Consider the following 15,381-nt stretch of genomic DNA (forward strand, 5'->3'; position numbering starts at 1 on the left):
TTGGCAATATATATCTAGTTTGAAATAGATTATATTAAAATTTTCAATACTATTTATATATGCTTGGGTGGGACAATGAAATCTTATTAAAAAAAATTGGATTGATGTCCCACTCTCTTTCTATACATACTATAAAGGGACTGATTTTTAAATGTCTGAATTAAATTTTGTTAAAGAAACAAGAAGATATTTGCATCAACATCCAGAATTAAGCATGCAAGAATTTGAAACAACAACATATATTGAAAATTTTCTTAAATCATTGGAAATACCATATGAACGACCTATTACTACGGGGATTATTGGTTATTTAGAAGGCAATTCAAATAGGACAATTGCTTATAGAGCAGATATTGATGCCTTACCTATTCATGAAGAAAATGAAGTACCTTATAAAAGTAAAAATGACAATGTGATGCATGCTTGTGGACACGATGGTCATACGACAGCGCTAATGTTATTTACGAAAAGGTGTAAAGCATTATACGACAAAGGCGAATTACCACATAACGTTGTATTCATTTTTCAACCTTCAGAAGAAACGGAAGCGGGCGCAAATCAACTTATAAAATCTAAAGTATTTGATCAATTTCAAATAGAAGAAATTTATGGCGTACATATCATGCCTTTTGAAGATTTAGGTACAGTAGCATTTAAAAATGATGAAATTACTGCAAGTGCTACAGAGTATCGTTTCTATTTAAATGGCTTATCTAGTCATGTAGCGAGTAAAGAAGAAGGAAAAGCTGCATCAGAAGCATTAATGCATGTATTAAGCCAAGTGAGTCAAATTCAACAATTTCATTTAAATGGTCTTAATAGAAACATTGTACACATAGGTCAATTTAATGTTGGAGAAGCAATTAACACGGTCCCACAAAATGGCTATTTAGAAGGTACAATTCGAACTTATGATGTACAAGATTTAGAAACCGTGAAACAACAAATGATAAAAATTGCTCAAAGTGTTGAATTGTTATTTGATGTTGAATGTCGTGTTGATTTTGCTGAGGGATACCCACCTACTACAAATGATTCGACACTATACGAAAATGTAAAGTCAGCATTAAATACAACTGGTGTCGAATTACATGAACTAGAAAAACCATATTTATTCGGCGAAGATTTTAGTTTCTATGGACAATTGGCGCCAAGTTATTTTGTATTTTTCGGAACTAAAAATATTGAAAAAGATTTTGTGTATGGTCTACATACAAACAAATTAAATTTTGATGAAGAAGTGCTTATTTTAGTAGCTGATTATTATATGGCATTGTTAAATCAAGGAAGGGATAAATAATGGTTGCACGTATCACAATATATGAACAAGACTTTATAAATAACGCTAAACAGTTTACAGATGGACAAGAAGTTATGGCTGTTGTGAAAAATGATGCTTATCATTTTGGTTTAGAATTTGCAGTGCAATCATTTATCGCTGCTGGTATACAGACATTTAGTACGACATCTTTACATGAAGCTGTGAGAATTAGAAATTTAAACAGTGATGTAAATATCTTTTTAATGAATCCATCTACAGAGTTTGAAACTTTAAAACAATATAATATCGCAATGACTTTACCCTCTTTAGAATTTTATTATGAATTTAAAGACGCTTTAAGTGGTATTAAGTTGCATTTAGAATTAGAAAACTTGCTACACCGTTCAGGTTTGAAAAATGCTCAAGAAATGCAAGAAGTATTAAAATTCAATACTAACCTACCCTATGATGAACAAGTTAAAATAGAAGGAATATGGACGCATTTCGGATACGCAGATGAATTTGGTGGTGATGAGTATGAAATAGAACGAGCAGCTTGGTTAAGTTGTTTAGACGAAATCTTAAGTTCAGGTTATACGTTTAAATTTATTCATGCTCAGAATAGTGCGAGTTTTGTAAGAGAAGATGGCTTGCTTGATCAACATACGCATGCGCGATTAGGTATTATTCTATATGGTTCAAGACCTTATAGTAGCCTCCCTACTTCAACTACTCATCAAAATTTTACTGTTACTGCGAATGTGATTCAAGTACGCCCTATTAAACAAGGCGAAACTTGTGGTTATAGTTTCCAATATACAGCAGATAAAGATTGTAACCTTGCAGTAGTTGATATCGGTTATGGAGACGGTATACTTAAAACACGTGCTAAACATGATGCGCTAATCAATGGTAAAAGGTATCCTATACGTGGATTGATGATGAGTCACATGTTTGTAGAAGTGGATGAATCAGTAAAACATGGAGATATGGTAACAATGTATAGCAATGACATAAGAATAGACGAATTTACATTTAAAGGTGTAGGTGCTAATTCAGAACAAATTAGTGCACTGAACCATCATTCATTAATAAAGGAGATTAAATCATGACTGTTAAATATAATGATCAAGGCGTATTAACGATGGGGAATATCTCATTAAAGACAATTGCAGCTAGTTATGGTACCCCTACTATTGTTTATGATGAAGAACAAATTAGATCACAGTGTAGAAGATTTCATGAAGCATTTAGTAATAGTGGTCTAAAATATAATATTTCATACGCATCTAAAGCCTTTAGTAGCATTCAATTATTTAAACTAATGACAGAGGAAAATATGGGCTTAGACGTAGTATCTGAAGGAGAACTATTTACAGCTTTAGCGAGTGATTTTGATCCGAGTAAAATACACTTTCACGGTAACAACAAGACGAATGATGAAATAGAATATGCAATTGAAAGTGGCGTTGAGTATTTCGTTATTGATTCATTAGATGAAATTACACGTATTAACCGAATTGCATCTAAACCAATCAAAGCAGTTTTAAGAGTTAATCCAGGTGTTGAAGCACATACACATGAATTTATACAAACAGGACAAGAAGATAGTAAGTTTGGATTATCGATAAAACATGGTACTGCTTTAGAAGGTGTACGAGCACTACAAGAATCAGACAAAATAGACTTTAAAGGTATCCACTTCCATATTGGTTCGCAAATTTTTGAGGCAGATGGCACGATTAATACGATACAAATTGTATTTGAATGGTTAAAAGAAAATAATATTGATATTGAAATTCTCAATTTGGGTGGCGGTTTCAGTATTAAATATACAAATGAAGATAAGAGCTATCCAATTGAAGAAAGTATTAAGCGCATTACTGATGCTATTAAAGAGAATAGTGAAAAATATAGCATGGATATACCTGAAATATCTATAGAGCCAGGACGGTCTATCGTAGGAGAAGCGGGTGTAACTTTATATAGAGTTGGCACTATTAAAGAAATACCTAATGTTAATACTTATGTTTCAATTGATGGTGGTATGAGTGATCATATTAGAACAGCTTTATATAATGCAAAATATGAGGCACTATTAGTAGATAGACAAGAAGATGATTTACAAGAAGTAACAATAGCAGGTAAATTATGTGAATCAGGTGATTTAATCGGTAAAGATATGAAATTACCTAAATCAACAAAAATTGGTGATTATATAGCTGTATTATCGACAGGAGCGTATCACTACTCTATGAGTTCTAACTATAACCAAATGCCAAAACCGGCAGTGTTATTTGTCAGAGATGGAAAAGCAAGAGAAGTTATTAAGCGACAAACATTAAAACAACTCATTTTGAACGATGTGAAATAAATAATTATTTATTTTTTTGAATAAAAAAGCGCTACCCAATCAGATAGAAATCTGGGGTAGCGCTTTTAAATAATTAAAGATATCGTTATATAAACTTAAACTTTATTATTATTTAATAGTATTATAGTTTTGCAGAAAGAAACCCTAACATTGTTAGGGTTTCTTTCTAGTCTTTCAAATTCATATATTTTATAGTTTTACAACGTTTGCAGCTTGTGGGCCGCGGTCGCCTTCAACTACTTCGAATTCTACTGCTTGACCTTCTTCTAAAGATTTGTAACCTTCTTGGTTAATTGCTGAGAAATGTACGAATACGTCATTTTCTCCTTCGATTTCGATAAAACCAAATCCTTTTTCTGCATTAAACCATTTTACTGTACCTTGTTTCATAATTGAGAAACCTCCAAGACTAAAATTCAATATGCGATATTCGCATATTACAAAAAACACCAAATATATAATGTCATTTGCAATATGGAATAACGATATTGCTATTACTTATTATACGTCACTAAATATTCAAATGCAATACCAATTCAGATATTTTCAGAATTTATTAATTTGGTAAAGGTGTATAAATAGAATTGTCATTTAATATAAGAATACTATAAAAAATTTGTAAATCTTCTTCACAATCTTCACAAAAAGCAATATCGCAATTATTATAAAAAGCATGAATATTATATTTACCAACTATCTCATTTGCATATTTTTCTTGGTACGATTTCAGTAAGTCATTATAAGTTATTAGCATCTCATCAAAATCATTGCAAATGATTTCATGAATAATATGATCTGTCCAATCATCGAATAGCCACCAGCCCTCATAATCTGCCCGCATAGTAACAACTTTCCACATTTATAACGCCCCTATTCAGAATATTACCTTAAAACAAATTTAAATCTATTTGAAGATGAAATCAAGAAAAGCGCTTAGTATTTATGTTTCTAATTATTAGTTTTTTTGTAAGAAACCCTTTATAATGGATATATGAGGTGATTAATATGAACGGAAAACACATTAAAGTTTATGGACGCGTACAAGGCGTTGGTTTTAGATTTTTCACAGCACAACTGGCTAAGAAATATAATATAGTTGGCTCAGTTGAAAATGTTAACGATTATGTTGAAGTTTATGCTAGCGGGAAAACAGATGACTTAGAAAGTTTTACTAAAGGAATAATTGAAGGTGTTGCACCTGCTTCTCAAGTAGATGATTACAACATAGAAGATGTAACATTAGATGAAAATACAAAGCATTTCAAAACGTTATAATTTAGGAAGATGAAAATGAAATATAATTTATCGTATATATTAGGTGCACTATTAGCTGTACCAATATCGTCTGTTGTTTTTTTATTTAGTGTATTTCAATTGGATTTACATTTCATGTTAGATACTGGTATGTTTATCGGATCATATATATTGAGTTTTATTCCTATTCAATGGTATAGCTCTAGACGTTTTTTAAAGGAAATGGGATTAACTCGTAGAGAATATCATTTCATTAGAAAACAATTAAATGATGCGAGCCCAAAACTTAAACGGTTATATAAAAATTATATGCGTGTACGTTCATATAATGAATTTAAAAATTTAAATGAAGTTGCTAAATTAACAAGAACAATTTACAACACTGTTAAACAATCTCCAGAAAAGTTTTATACAGTCGAAAGCTTTTTCTATTCGCATTTAGATAATACAGTTAATTTAATTGATAACTACACTCTATTACAACGCATGCCGAATAAAACTAAAGAAGAAAAAGCTAAGTTGAAACAAACTAAACTTACGATTGATGAGAATAAAAGGACTTTAGTTGCTGATTTAAAGCAGTTGAATGAAACGAATTATAATCAATTGGATATTGAGATGGAATTAGCTGACATGGCTAAAAACAGAAATGATTTTACTAAAGAAATACCTGAAACAACTAAAGAAAAAGTAAATTTGAAGACTAATCAAGAAAAATACGAATATGAAACGGAGCGTAATTATGACAGAAACTAATAAAAATTTATTTGATGACTTAATTGATGACCCGTTTAAGGATTCATCGAATGAAATTGCACCACAGGAAGCTCAAGAAAATGAGCAATCTGGTCAATCAGATGTAACTTCAACTTATGAAAAGAATTTCTCAGATGAAGATCAACAAAAAATAAACGAAATAGCTAAACAGATTAAGCCATTAGATAATGATGGTCTATTACTGTATGGTCAACAAGCTCAAAACAAATTATCACAGTTTTCTCATCAAATGCTCAACCAAGTTCAATCTAAAGATGTCGGGCCAATCGGTTCATCACTTAGAAACTTGATGAACAAATTAAAAGAAGTAAATCCTGATGAATTACAGAAACAAAATCAATCGCGTTTAAAACGTATTTTTAAGCGTGCTGAGCGCTCAGTTAATGAAATGTTTAGCAAATACCAATCAGTTGGTGCGCAAGTCGACCGCATATCTGTAGAGCTGCAAAAATCACAAAATATGCTGATGAAAGATGTTGGTCTATTAGATCAATTGTATGAAGAAAATAAAGCGTATTTTGATGCTTTAAATATTTATATCGCAGCAGCTGAGCAAAAGCGTGATGAACTTAAACAAAATGATTTAGTGGAGCTTGAGAAAAAAGTTAAAGCATCTAATAACCAAATGGATGTACAAGATTTGGCTGATTTACAACAATATATAAACAGATTAGAAAAGCGAATCTATGATTTACAATTATCTCGCCAAATTACTTTACAATCAGCACCACAAATTAGAATGATACAAAATATTAACCAAACATTGGCTGAAAAGATTCAAAGCTCGATTTTAACGAGTATTCCATTATGGAAGAACCAAATGGCTATCGCGTTAACTTTATTGAGGCAACAAGGTGCTTCAGAAGCACAGAAGAAAGTTACAGATACGACAAATGAACTGTTGCTTAAAAACTCAGAAATGTTGAAACAAAATGCGATAAGAACAGCAGAAGAAAATGAACGTGGTATTGTTGATATTGAGACACTTAAGACGACACAAACAAATATCGTGGATACAATTCAAGAAACATTAAGAATACAAGAAGACGGTACACGTAAACGTCAACAAGCTGAACAAGAACTACAATCTTTAGAACAAGATTTAAAAACTAAACTATTACAACTTAAAGATGAACAACAACAACTTAGAAATACATTTAAATCATAAATAAAAAGCACTATCCCCTATTTTAATAAAAGGAGATAGTGCTTTTTTCTACATAAATTGGCTAAGTACATAGAACATTAAAGTGCCAACATAGTTACCAATTACATAACCTAATGTACCTATAATTAGTATAGGACCTACGAGGCTTTGCCACCCTTTTGATATAGCTAGCGCAGCGGCAGTTGTCGGACCACCAGCATTCGCATTACTTGCTAACAACATTTCTTCAATATTAAATTTGAATAACTTACCGAATGATAAAGTAACAGCTAAGTTAAATATTAATATAATAGCTACAAAAATAAATAATAAAGGCGCAGTTTTAATAATAATCGGTATTGATGCTGGTACACCAATTACAACAAAGAAAATATAAATTAAAAATGTTCCAAGTTCATCAGATGCATTTAACTTTTCAAAGAAATTGCTAAATGCTGCAACTACTATTAAAGATAAAGTCGTCAATAGTAGGAATTGATCCCCTATAATGCCGACTACAACTTCTAAAAAAGGATTTGATTTCGGAACGGCCGACTGTATCCACTCTGATAGTTTAAAGCTAATTGCTACTAGTGAAAAAGCAATAGCAATTGAATATGCAATATCCTTTAAACTAATTTCATTTCTTTTCCAATATGCTTCTGCATTGTTTTCATTAGATTCAGTATCACTATTATACAACCTTCTAAAATACTTTTTCACAAATTTTAAATTTGGAATTGTAATCAATACAATAAAATAAAATGCCATAACACTGTTATCAGCAACAACTGTTGCCGATACAAGTTCCCCAGGTGTTTCGAACTTGGTACTTAATGCAGCAAAGTTTACACCACCACCTATATAGCTTCCAGTCATCATAGCTGCAATTTTATTAAGCTGTGGTATAAATTGATGCAATAGTAAAAAGCTGACAGCAACCCCTACTACTGTCCCTACAGAACTAATTAAAAATATAAATAATAACCTTCTACTTTCGTTCCATATTTTAAAAATATTAGATCTGAATAATAATAATGGTATAGCAAGTGGAATAACGTAATCCCAAACTTGGTCATACACTGGAGATTCAATCGGAATAATGTTTAAATTAGATAAAATCATAGCACCAATTAACGCGATTATAGCTCCAGTAATTTTAGAAGCAAAATCATATTTTTGTTCTAAAAAGATACTTAAAGCAGCTATACTTACTAAAATAGCCCATAAAATCCATGTTTCATCTTTATTAATAAAAGCAAAGACCATCATATTCCCCACCCCTTTAATTATATGTATACTTATTATGACATAAATAAAAAGAGAGTGAGACTGCGAAATCTCTTTTTCTAAAAAGTTTTCGCAGTTCTGCTACGCTGGAAAACGTAACTAGTATTTAAAAAAGGATTATTATAGCGCTAACGTGCTTGTTTATAGTATCTTGCTCGTTAGCTGTTACGCTCACATATAAATTAAAGTATTACATAAGCTCATCTAACATAATAAAAATCCGAGACAAGTCCTATGTCTCGGATTTTTTCTTTAACTATATTCAATTGGAGCTTGATTTTTAACTTTACCTATAATGAATCCAATGATATAACCTACTATTGCAAAAGGAATCCATTCCATCTGATATTGAGCTAGAGGCAATTCTTGCATAAATGCGATATTGATAACCCCATTACTATTAAATACAGAAATGAATGAAATAATTGTTACTAAAGCAACAGCCAATTGTTGTGCAATTGGTGGTGTCTTAACGTATTTACCTAATAGTATTAATAATACAGATGTAATAGCTATTGGATATAATACTAACAATACTGGTAATGAACCTTGGATAACTGTAGTTAAACCTTGGTTTGAAATAATGAAACTGACTAAAGTGAAAATAGTAACAAACCATTTGTATGAAATTTTTGGTAAAATTTCATGGAAGAATTCACTAACAGATACAATCAATCCTGTAGCTGTTGTTAAACAAGCTAATGCTACAATAATACCAATTAAATACTTACCGAATTCACCAAATGATACTTGAGCGGCAGTTGTTAATAGATACGTACCAATATTTTGACCATTATCATTTAATTCTTTCAATGTTGCATCTGAAATGTTCATATGATTTCCGATCCAACCTAAAGAAATATAGATAAATCCTAGTGCAATTGCAGCAATTACACCTGCCAAAATAGTTTGTTTAAATAATCCCGTTTCTCTTGTAACACCTTTACTCTTAATTGCTGTAATAACAATCATTGAGAATGCAATAGCAGCGATCGCGTCCATCGTTAAGTAGCCTTCAACGAACCCTTTACCAAAACTAGTAGCACCACTACTGTAAACTTCCATTTCTCCAGGAACGACAGGTTCTCCACCTATGCTGAAGAAAGCTTTAATGATTAGTAAAACAATTGAAATAAGTAGTACTGGTGTTAAAACAGCACCTACTTTATCTACCATTTTACTTGAGTTGAAACTTAAGTAAAATACGATAGCAAAGTAAACTAATGAGAAAATAAATAATGCCATTGAACTATTTGTTTCGAAAATTGGCGTGATACCCATTTCAAAAGATGTTGCTGCTGTACGCGGTATAGCGAACAACGGCCCAATAGTTAATGAAATAGCAACAAGCAATACGACAGCAAATACTGGATGAATTTTACCTAAAGACGCTCTATATCCTTTATCTTCAATAGAACCGGCAATTACACCGATAAGTGGTAAGCCAATCCCTGTAATTACAAATCCAAAAATAGCTGGCCAGAAAAATTGACCGCTCGATAAACCTAGCGCAGGAGGAAAGATTAAATTACCTGCTCCAAAAAATATCGCAAATAACATAAAGCCTACTACAAAAATATTCTTATTCATATGTTAAACTCCTTTTACAACTTACAATAATTTATATTTTATCATTGGAATTAGGTTTCGTCCATATGAAATTTCTGAAAATTATAAATATATTTTAACTTATTACAACGTTTATTAAATAGACTGCAATAGTAATTTTTTTAGTAGTGGTGATAATTGAGCAGGTAAATTCTCAACACCTTCTACAAATAAGCTTTGTCTACCATAAATATTATGAACTGTATTTCTTATACTCTCATCAATAGTGTCTTGATTTAAAAATACATTAAATACGTAAACGCCTTGCTTATCTGCTTCTATAACAGCTTCGTGAGTATCAATAATACCATCCTCTGCATAATCAAATGCAGAAGGTTCACCGTCAGAAAATACAATTAAAAACTTCTGTTCTTCTGATCTTTGTAGTAATTGTTGTGTTGCAACCCGTAAAGCTACCCCATCTCTATTATCATCTTGAGGTTCAAGTGTCATAATTCGTGCATCATTTTGTTTCATTATAGATTCGTTATATAAAATGATTTCATCAATTGTGTTCGGTTGGTTAAATTTATCTGCTTCGAAAGCATCTTCACTAAAGCCAAGTATTTCATGTTTAATATCTAGATTTTTTAATGTTTCATGGAATAGTACTACACCTTTTTTAGTTTCTTCCATTTTGTCATGCATACTAGCTGAAGCATCAACTAAAAGTGTAAATGTAGCATCTAATTTTCTACTAAATGCATCTTTTTTGAAGAATAATTTGTATTGGTCATCTATAAACCAATTAAGTAAATTCTTTTGTAATCTACCTTTAGTTAAATTTTCTCTAACGTCACTATATTGATGATTCATTGATTTTTGGATAATACTTGTTAAATCTTTAATTTCAAATTGAACACTTTCAACTGCTCTTTTATATGCTTCAACATCTTCAGGAGAAATTTCTGGTTTGTTAAATGTTAATGAGACATTCTTGTTTACACCTTTTAATTGGTAAGGATTATTATTGCCTTGAGACCCACCTTCTTCGTCATCAATCGTATCGTTAGATCCTTTACCTTTTTTCTCCATCATATTAGTCATATCATCTGAAGCATCGCCTTCTCGCTCATTATCTGTCAGCACATCGCTATTTTCACCTTCATGAAGCTCCATTTCTAAATAATGATCGCTATCAGATTGACTATCGGCTGTTTTAGTTTCAGCATCTTCAGTTACGATGTCCTCTTCGTCATGCTCAGTTTCGCTACTATCGTCCGTTTGTGCAGCATCTTGACGCTTAATATCCTCAAGTGTCCATTCTTCCTCGTAAGACGCGTATATGCGCTCAGGAAGATGATAGTATTGGTTCAACATATCTTCTTTTAATAAATAATCAACGAGCACCATTATGCTTACTGCTAAGTCGTAACTGTCTTCTGAAGTTTTTAAATTGAAAATTTGCGTTAAGCGATTGAAAACTTGAACGAGGGCATCATCGAATTCTTCAGTAATACTAATATTATTAATGAAGTTTTCGTTTAAGATAGCATGTTCAATCGTTAGAAATAGCAAATCGGTATATGTTGTTTTCGTTTGATAAACTTGTATTTGGCTATTGTTTTGTCTTTTCTTAACGTTTAAGCGTTTATTAAATAGCTTTTTAGTAACTGGTCTAGTGTCCATGATGATACTAGATAATCTATATTCTTCAATTAGCATAAATAATTGCTTGAAAAAATCCATATGGTCGAACGATTCATCTAATACTTCTTGGTAAATAGAGGGGTCTGTATGTTTAAAGCCAATCGTATCTAACATAATATCAGATTTTAATCCTGCGTTTGTGATATCTTCTGGTCGATGTAACCAGTTGAAACTCACATTGCATATATTATGAATGGGATCATAATGTTGGAATTTTTGGAATGCAACTTTTACATTTGGATCTTCAAGTAATAATTTTGCTAAGTCAGTTAACATCATGATTTGTTGTGCATCGATTTGTTCATCATTGAATAATATAAAACGATCACTCATGTTATTCTCCTTACTCGAAAATTAATTCTATTGCATTTTGTATTGCTTGTTGTTCTCTTTCATCATCAATTTTATCTATAATAGCGCGTTTAATCGCTCTTCTAACTGGTATAACGGTAGCTAAGTCTGCAAGGTCTAACAACGCTCTTATACTCGCTGATTCTTCTGAGATTTGTCCTTGGCTAGACATGACTCTCAAATCTTTATTGAATTGGATAATTGAATCGATAAGTTCTTCATCGTTTAATTGACTTTGTTCTTTGATGATAGTCTTAAGTGTTTCTCCATCAATGTAGTCTATATCTAATACGACGAATCTATTTTTTAAAGCTTCGTTCATTGGTAATGTTCCAATATAACCTACGTTAATTGCAGCAATAACAGAAAAACCTTCTTTAGCTACGATAACTTCTCCTGTAAATGGATTAGTTAATGCTCTTCTGAAGTCTAATACTCCATTTAAAATTGGTAATGTCTCAGGCTTCGCCATATTGATTTCATCAATGTATAATAATTCGCCATTCTTCATTGCTTTAATAACTGGTCCATCAATAAATAAAATTTCTTGGTGACCTTGTTCATTTGTTTCGATTGTTTTAAAACCAAGTAAACTTTCAGCATCTAAGTCTACAGAACAGTTTACAGAATGCATCGGTTTATTAATGTCTTGTGCGATTGTTTCAGCTAATTTCGTTTTACCAGAACCTGTTGGCCCTTTTAGTAAAATATTTTTATTTAATTTAATCATTGATAAAGCATCTTCATATATTGTTTCATCATTGTTAATGTATTTGTTTAATTTGCTCATTGTGTACTCCTTTATATACTAATAATAAACTTAAAAAGGGAGTGGAACAGGAATCATCTCATTTTTGAAAGGATTTCATTGTACCACCCCAGCATTGAGGACTAGGATAGAAGCGTGATTTCAATCCTAGTCAACTATTGCTAATATAGTCAATGAGGTTGAGACAATTAAATTGCCCCAACCTCTGGTTTGTTTTTAATTCAATCTTTATAGTTCTTTAAAATAAGTTTTGAAATATCCACCAACATGCCCAGAATTATCTATAATTTGATAATATTCTTCTGTTTCATTCACGACATCATAAACTTTTCCTACTGTTAACATATCGGATACTTTAAATTTTTCAGCATCAGTATGAACGACTTCTACCCTTTTTATAACGTGATTTTCTTTCCAAGTTTCATGTAACATAAATAAACGCTCCTTTAATTCACTGTGTCTAATGTAATTGTATAAATCATGCCTGTTATATCGCGAATAAATAATGAAATCATACCTTCTTCATGTTGTATGATTTGGTGTTGCATATCAATATCTTTAACATGTTCAACTATTTTATCGAAATGTTCGACATTATCAATTGTGATTGCGACTCTATCGACAGGTGGATGTGAAGATTTAAGAGGATGTGGATAATCTATTAAATGTAATTCTCCTCCATTACCACCTGGACCAATTTTGAAGACGATAGCAGATTCATCATCTATTGTCTTGTATTCAGCATATAATTGCAACTCAAAAATACTTTTTAATAATGAACCTGTTATTTGAGTTTCTGGCGATTTAACCATGATTGGACCGATTCCTTGTATTTGATGAAGAGGACTTATAGGACCATCATCATAAGCAGTACCAAGAGGCACTCCAGCGTTCTTTTCATCTGAAATTAAATAAAATGAATGACCATTATTATCGTAAAACCTAAACATATGTTTACCATTTAGTTGTTGAACCGATTCATATTCTACTTTGTGGTCATCAAATTGTTGTTTATATTCATATAACGCAAAGTCTGTAGGAACACGCAAAGCAACACCATAAAAATGCGTGTCCGGCTCTTGATCCTCACCTTTATATTGTTTATAAATAATTCTAGTACCGGGAGCTAAATGTGCATCACCGATATGTAAGATATTCGTTTCTTTGTTTAATAGAGTATTTAAACCTAATATATTTTTATAAAATGATTCAGTCTCTAAAAGATTGTGGGTCCATAATGTCACACTTCTTAATCCATTCATGAATATCTCTCCTATAATTGAATTCGTATAAATTATACCAAATTAATTATAAATATGACAAATTAATCAGTTTAACAGTTCGAATTTAATTTTGGTGAGAGGGTGAGTTGGTCGAATGTTGCAAGACGAAGTGCACGTGCAACATAAAGCCTCCGAATGTTGCAAGACGAGGCGCACGTGCAACATAATGGCCTCGAATGTTGCAAGACGAGACGCACGTGCAACATAAAGCCTCTGTATATTGCAAGACGAGGTGCACGTGCAACATAGTACCTCCATCCACTACAACTAACAAAAATAAAAAACCACAACGGCTTTGATAGCCGTCGTGGTCATTATATTACAGTAAATTAAGATTCTAATAATAAATCTTCTGGATTTTCAATAAGGTCTTTGATTGTTTTTAGGAAACCTACTGCTTGTTTACCATCGATGATTCTGTGGTCATAACTTAAAGCAATATACATCATTGGTCTGTTTTCCATACGTTCTTTATCAATTGCAATTGGTCTTGTAACAATTGAGTGCATACCTAAAATAGCAGCTTGTGTTCCGTTAATAATCGGTGTTGACATTAATGAACCGAATACACCGCCATTAGTGATTGTGAATGATCCGCCCATCATGTCATCTAATCCTAATTTTTTGTTATTGGCTTTAACTGCTAAGTCATGAATATCTTGTTCGATTTCTGCGAAGTTCTTCTTATCACAGTCTCTAACGTTAGGTACAACTAGACCTTCTTCTGTAGATACAGCAATACCGATATCGTAGTATTGTTTTAATAGTAAATCAGTACCGTCAATTTCAGCGTTCACATCTGGATATTTCTTCAATGCTGCTACTGATGCTTTAGTGAAGAATGACATAAAGCCTAATCTTGTACCGTTATGATCTTCTTGGAATTTATCTTTTTTACGTTTACGTAATTCCATAACGTTAGTCATGTCTACTTCGTTAAACGTTGTTAACATTGCTGTATTATTTGATACTTCTAATAATTTCTTAGCAATTGTTTGACGTCTACGAGATAATTTTTCACGTACAACCGGTTTAGATGGGTTTTCATTTTTCTGTGCTGCTGGTTGACTTTGTTTTTCTTGTTGAGCTGGTTTAGAAGGTTGAGAGGCTTTTTCTACGTCTTCTGGTCTAACAACATCTCCAGCTTGTGTTTTCACTTTATTTAAATCAATGCCTTTTTCACGTGCAAGTTTACGAGCTGATGGCGTTGCTTGTACACGGTCGTTTGAACTAGCTTCTTCTTTGCTAGTATCTTCAGTTTGTTTAGTATCTTCAGATTTAGCAGCGCTTTCTTTAGGTGCTTCTGTTTGTTTTTCTTTATCTTTAGACTCGCTGTCATCACTTTCTTTTTGTTCACTTGAAGTTGAACCTGATTCACCTTCAGAAACAATCGCGATTACTGATCCAACTTCAACAGTGTCGCCTTCTTCTGCTTTAATTTCAGAAAGTACACCTGATACTTCAGAAATAACTTCAACGTTTACTTTATCTGTTTCAAGTTCAACAATATTTTCACCTTGTTCTACTTGATCTCCAACAGATTTCAACCATTCTGAAATCGTTCCTTCTGAAATTGATTCTGCTAACTCTGGTACTTTTACCTCTGACATTATTTAT

At 32.0% G+C, this 15,381-nt stretch carries 15 protein-coding genes; 6 read left to right on the forward strand and 9 right to left on the reverse strand.

Features of this window, described 5'->3' with window-relative positions; all coding sequences use genetic code 11:
* Nucleotides 1–151 precede the first annotated feature (151 nt).
* From ACO6VN_RS06315 to lysA, 3 genes are read left to right on the forward strand one after another with little or no spacing between them, the layout of a single operon-like run.
* Complete coding sequence (locus ACO6VN_RS06315) at nucleotides 152–1,300, forward strand: M20 metallopeptidase family protein (RefSeq protein WP_064205143.1); 1,149 nt, start codon at nucleotides 152–154, stop codon at nucleotides 1,298–1,300.
* Nucleotides 1,300–2,373, forward strand: coding sequence for an alanine racemase (alr, locus tag ACO6VN_RS06320; RefSeq protein ID WP_216683747.1), 1,074 nt, complete (start codon nucleotides 1,300–1,302; stop codon nucleotides 2,371–2,373). Before ACO6VN_RS06315 ends, alr begins: the two co-directional genes overlap by 1 nt.
* Complete coding sequence (gene lysA, locus ACO6VN_RS06325; RefSeq protein WP_216683746.1) at nucleotides 2,370–3,635, forward strand: diaminopimelate decarboxylase; 1,266 nt, start codon at nucleotides 2,370–2,372, stop codon at nucleotides 3,633–3,635. Before alr ends, lysA begins: the two co-directional genes overlap by 4 nt.
* Before the next feature lie 189 nt (nucleotides 3,636–3,824).
* On the opposite strand, the gene cspA is transcribed toward lysA, so the two are convergent.
* Nucleotides 3,825–4,025 (reverse strand): cold shock protein CspA, encoded by a 201-nt coding sequence (cspA, locus tag ACO6VN_RS06330; RefSeq protein WP_016912585.1) that lies wholly within the window; start codon nucleotides 4,023–4,025, stop codon nucleotides 3,825–3,827.
* A gap of 166 nt (nucleotides 4,026–4,191) precedes the next feature.
* Entirely contained in the window at nucleotides 4,192–4,494 is a 303-nt protein-coding gene (locus tag ACO6VN_RS06335) for a DUF1033 family protein (RefSeq protein ID WP_064205146.1), read from the reverse strand.
* A gap of 146 nt (nucleotides 4,495–4,640) precedes the next feature.
* On the opposite strand from ACO6VN_RS06335, the gene ACO6VN_RS06340 reads away from it, so the two are divergent.
* The 3 genes from ACO6VN_RS06340 to ACO6VN_RS06350 are packed head-to-tail and all read left to right on the forward strand — an operon-like array spanning nucleotide 4,641 to nucleotide 6,834.
* On the forward strand, nucleotides 4,641–4,910 hold the full coding sequence (locus ACO6VN_RS06340; protein ID WP_070045767.1) for an acylphosphatase: 270 nt from the start codon (nucleotides 4,641–4,643) through the stop codon (nucleotides 4,908–4,910).
* Nucleotides 4,911–4,925: 15 nt separating this feature from the next.
* A complete protein-coding gene (locus ACO6VN_RS06345; protein ID WP_422404389.1) occupies nucleotides 4,926–5,645 on the forward strand; it encodes a 5-bromo-4-chloroindolyl phosphate hydrolysis family protein in 720 nt (239 codons plus the stop codon).
* Nucleotides 5,632–6,834 (forward strand): toxic anion resistance protein, encoded by a 1,203-nt coding sequence (locus ACO6VN_RS06350; protein WP_064205147.1) that lies wholly within the window; start codon nucleotides 5,632–5,634, stop codon nucleotides 6,832–6,834. The genes ACO6VN_RS06345 and ACO6VN_RS06350 overlap by 14 nt, the downstream gene beginning before the upstream one ends.
* Nucleotides 6,835–6,882: 48 nt before the next feature.
* Here ACO6VN_RS06350 and ACO6VN_RS06355 read toward each other — a convergent pair whose 3' ends face one another.
* The 7 genes from ACO6VN_RS06355 to odhB all read right to left on the reverse strand — a co-directional run bounded on the left by ACO6VN_RS06355 (nucleotide 6,883) and on the right by odhB (nucleotide 15,374).
* Nucleotides 6,883–8,085, reverse strand: a complete 1,203-nt coding sequence (locus ACO6VN_RS06355) for a DUF819 domain-containing protein (protein ID WP_194200166.1) — start codon at nucleotides 8,083–8,085, stop codon at nucleotides 6,883–6,885.
* Nucleotides 8,086–8,355: 270 nt separating this feature from the next.
* Entirely contained in the window at nucleotides 8,356–9,693 is a 1,338-nt protein-coding gene (brnQ, locus tag ACO6VN_RS06360; protein WP_422404390.1) for a branched-chain amino acid transport system II carrier protein, read from the reverse strand.
* Between the two features lie 114 nt (nucleotides 9,694–9,807).
* Nucleotides 9,808–11,694: a vWA domain-containing protein gene (locus ACO6VN_RS06365; RefSeq protein WP_422404391.1), complete on the reverse strand. Its 1,887-nt coding sequence runs from the start codon at nucleotides 11,692–11,694 to the stop codon at nucleotides 9,808–9,810.
* A 10-nt stretch (nucleotides 11,695–11,704) separates the two neighbouring features.
* Nucleotides 11,705–12,502, reverse strand: coding sequence for an ATP-binding protein (locus ACO6VN_RS06370; protein WP_422404392.1), 798 nt, complete (start codon nucleotides 12,500–12,502; stop codon nucleotides 11,705–11,707).
* 207 nt (nucleotides 12,503–12,709) lie between these two features.
* Complete coding sequence (locus ACO6VN_RS06375) at nucleotides 12,710–12,913, reverse strand: DUF6501 family protein (protein WP_135020234.1); 204 nt, start codon at nucleotides 12,911–12,913, stop codon at nucleotides 12,710–12,712.
* A gap of 14 nt (nucleotides 12,914–12,927) precedes the next feature.
* Nucleotides 12,928–13,743 (reverse strand): VOC family protein, encoded by an 816-nt coding sequence (locus tag ACO6VN_RS06380; protein ID WP_016999790.1) that lies wholly within the window; start codon nucleotides 13,741–13,743, stop codon nucleotides 12,928–12,930.
* A gap of 350 nt (nucleotides 13,744–14,093) precedes the next feature.
* Nucleotides 14,094–15,374 carry a 2-oxoglutarate dehydrogenase complex dihydrolipoyllysine-residue succinyltransferase gene (gene odhB, locus ACO6VN_RS06385; RefSeq protein ID WP_216683895.1) on the reverse strand — a complete coding sequence of 427 codons (1,281 nt, stop codon included), beginning with the start codon at nucleotides 15,372–15,374 and terminating at the stop codon, nucleotides 14,094–14,096.
* Nucleotides 15,375–15,381: the final 7 nt, after the last annotated feature.

It is taken from the genome of Mammaliicoccus sp. JADD-157, assembly GCF_049310805.1.
Lineage (GTDB): Bacteria > Bacillota > Bacilli > Staphylococcales > Staphylococcaceae > Mammaliicoccus > Mammaliicoccus lentus.

Excerpts from the sequence above, each read along its gene's own strand:
- ACO6VN_RS06380 (WP_016999790.1), bottom strand. The coding sequence starts at position 13,743 with ATGAATGGATTAAGAAGTGTGACATTATGGACCCACAATCTTTTAGAG.
- odhB (WP_216683895.1), bottom strand. The coding sequence starts at position 15,374 with ATGTCAGAGGTAAAAGTACCAGAGTTAGCAGAATCAATTTCAGAAGGA.
- ACO6VN_RS06345 (WP_422404389.1), top strand. The coding sequence starts at position 4,926 with ATGAAATATAATTTATCGTATATATTAGGTGCACTATTAGCTGTACCA.
- ACO6VN_RS06375 (WP_135020234.1), bottom strand. The coding sequence starts at position 12,913 with ATGTTACATGAAACTTGGAAAGAAAATCACGTTATAAAAAGGGTAGAA.
- brnQ (WP_422404390.1), bottom strand. The coding sequence starts at position 9,693 with ATGAATAAGAATATTTTTGTAGTAGGCTTTATGTTATTTGCGATATTT.
- ACO6VN_RS06335 (WP_064205146.1), bottom strand. The coding sequence starts at position 4,494 with ATGTGGAAAGTTGTTACTATGCGGGCAGATTATGAGGGCTGGTGGCTA.
- ACO6VN_RS06350 (WP_064205147.1), top strand. The coding sequence starts at position 5,632 with ATGACAGAAACTAATAAAAATTTATTTGATGACTTAATTGATGACCCG.
- alr (WP_216683747.1), top strand. The coding sequence starts at position 1,300 with ATGGTTGCACGTATCACAATATATGAACAAGACTTTATAAATAACGCT.
- ACO6VN_RS06340 (WP_070045767.1), top strand. The coding sequence starts at position 4,641 with ATGAACGGAAAACACATTAAAGTTTATGGACGCGTACAAGGCGTTGGT.
- cspA (WP_016912585.1), bottom strand. The coding sequence starts at position 4,025 with ATGAAACAAGGTACAGTAAAATGGTTTAATGCAGAAAAAGGATTTGGT.
- ACO6VN_RS06370 (WP_422404392.1), bottom strand. The coding sequence starts at position 12,502 with ATGAGCAAATTAAACAAATACATTAACAATGATGAAACAATATATGAA.
- ACO6VN_RS06315 (WP_064205143.1), top strand. The coding sequence starts at position 152 with ATGTCTGAATTAAATTTTGTTAAAGAAACAAGAAGATATTTGCATCAA.
- lysA (WP_216683746.1), top strand. The coding sequence starts at position 2,370 with ATGACTGTTAAATATAATGATCAAGGCGTATTAACGATGGGGAATATC.
- ACO6VN_RS06355 (WP_194200166.1), bottom strand. The coding sequence starts at position 8,085 with ATGATGGTCTTTGCTTTTATTAATAAAGATGAAACATGGATTTTATGG.
- ACO6VN_RS06365 (WP_422404391.1), bottom strand. The coding sequence starts at position 11,694 with ATGAGTGATCGTTTTATATTATTCAATGATGAACAAATCGATGCACAA.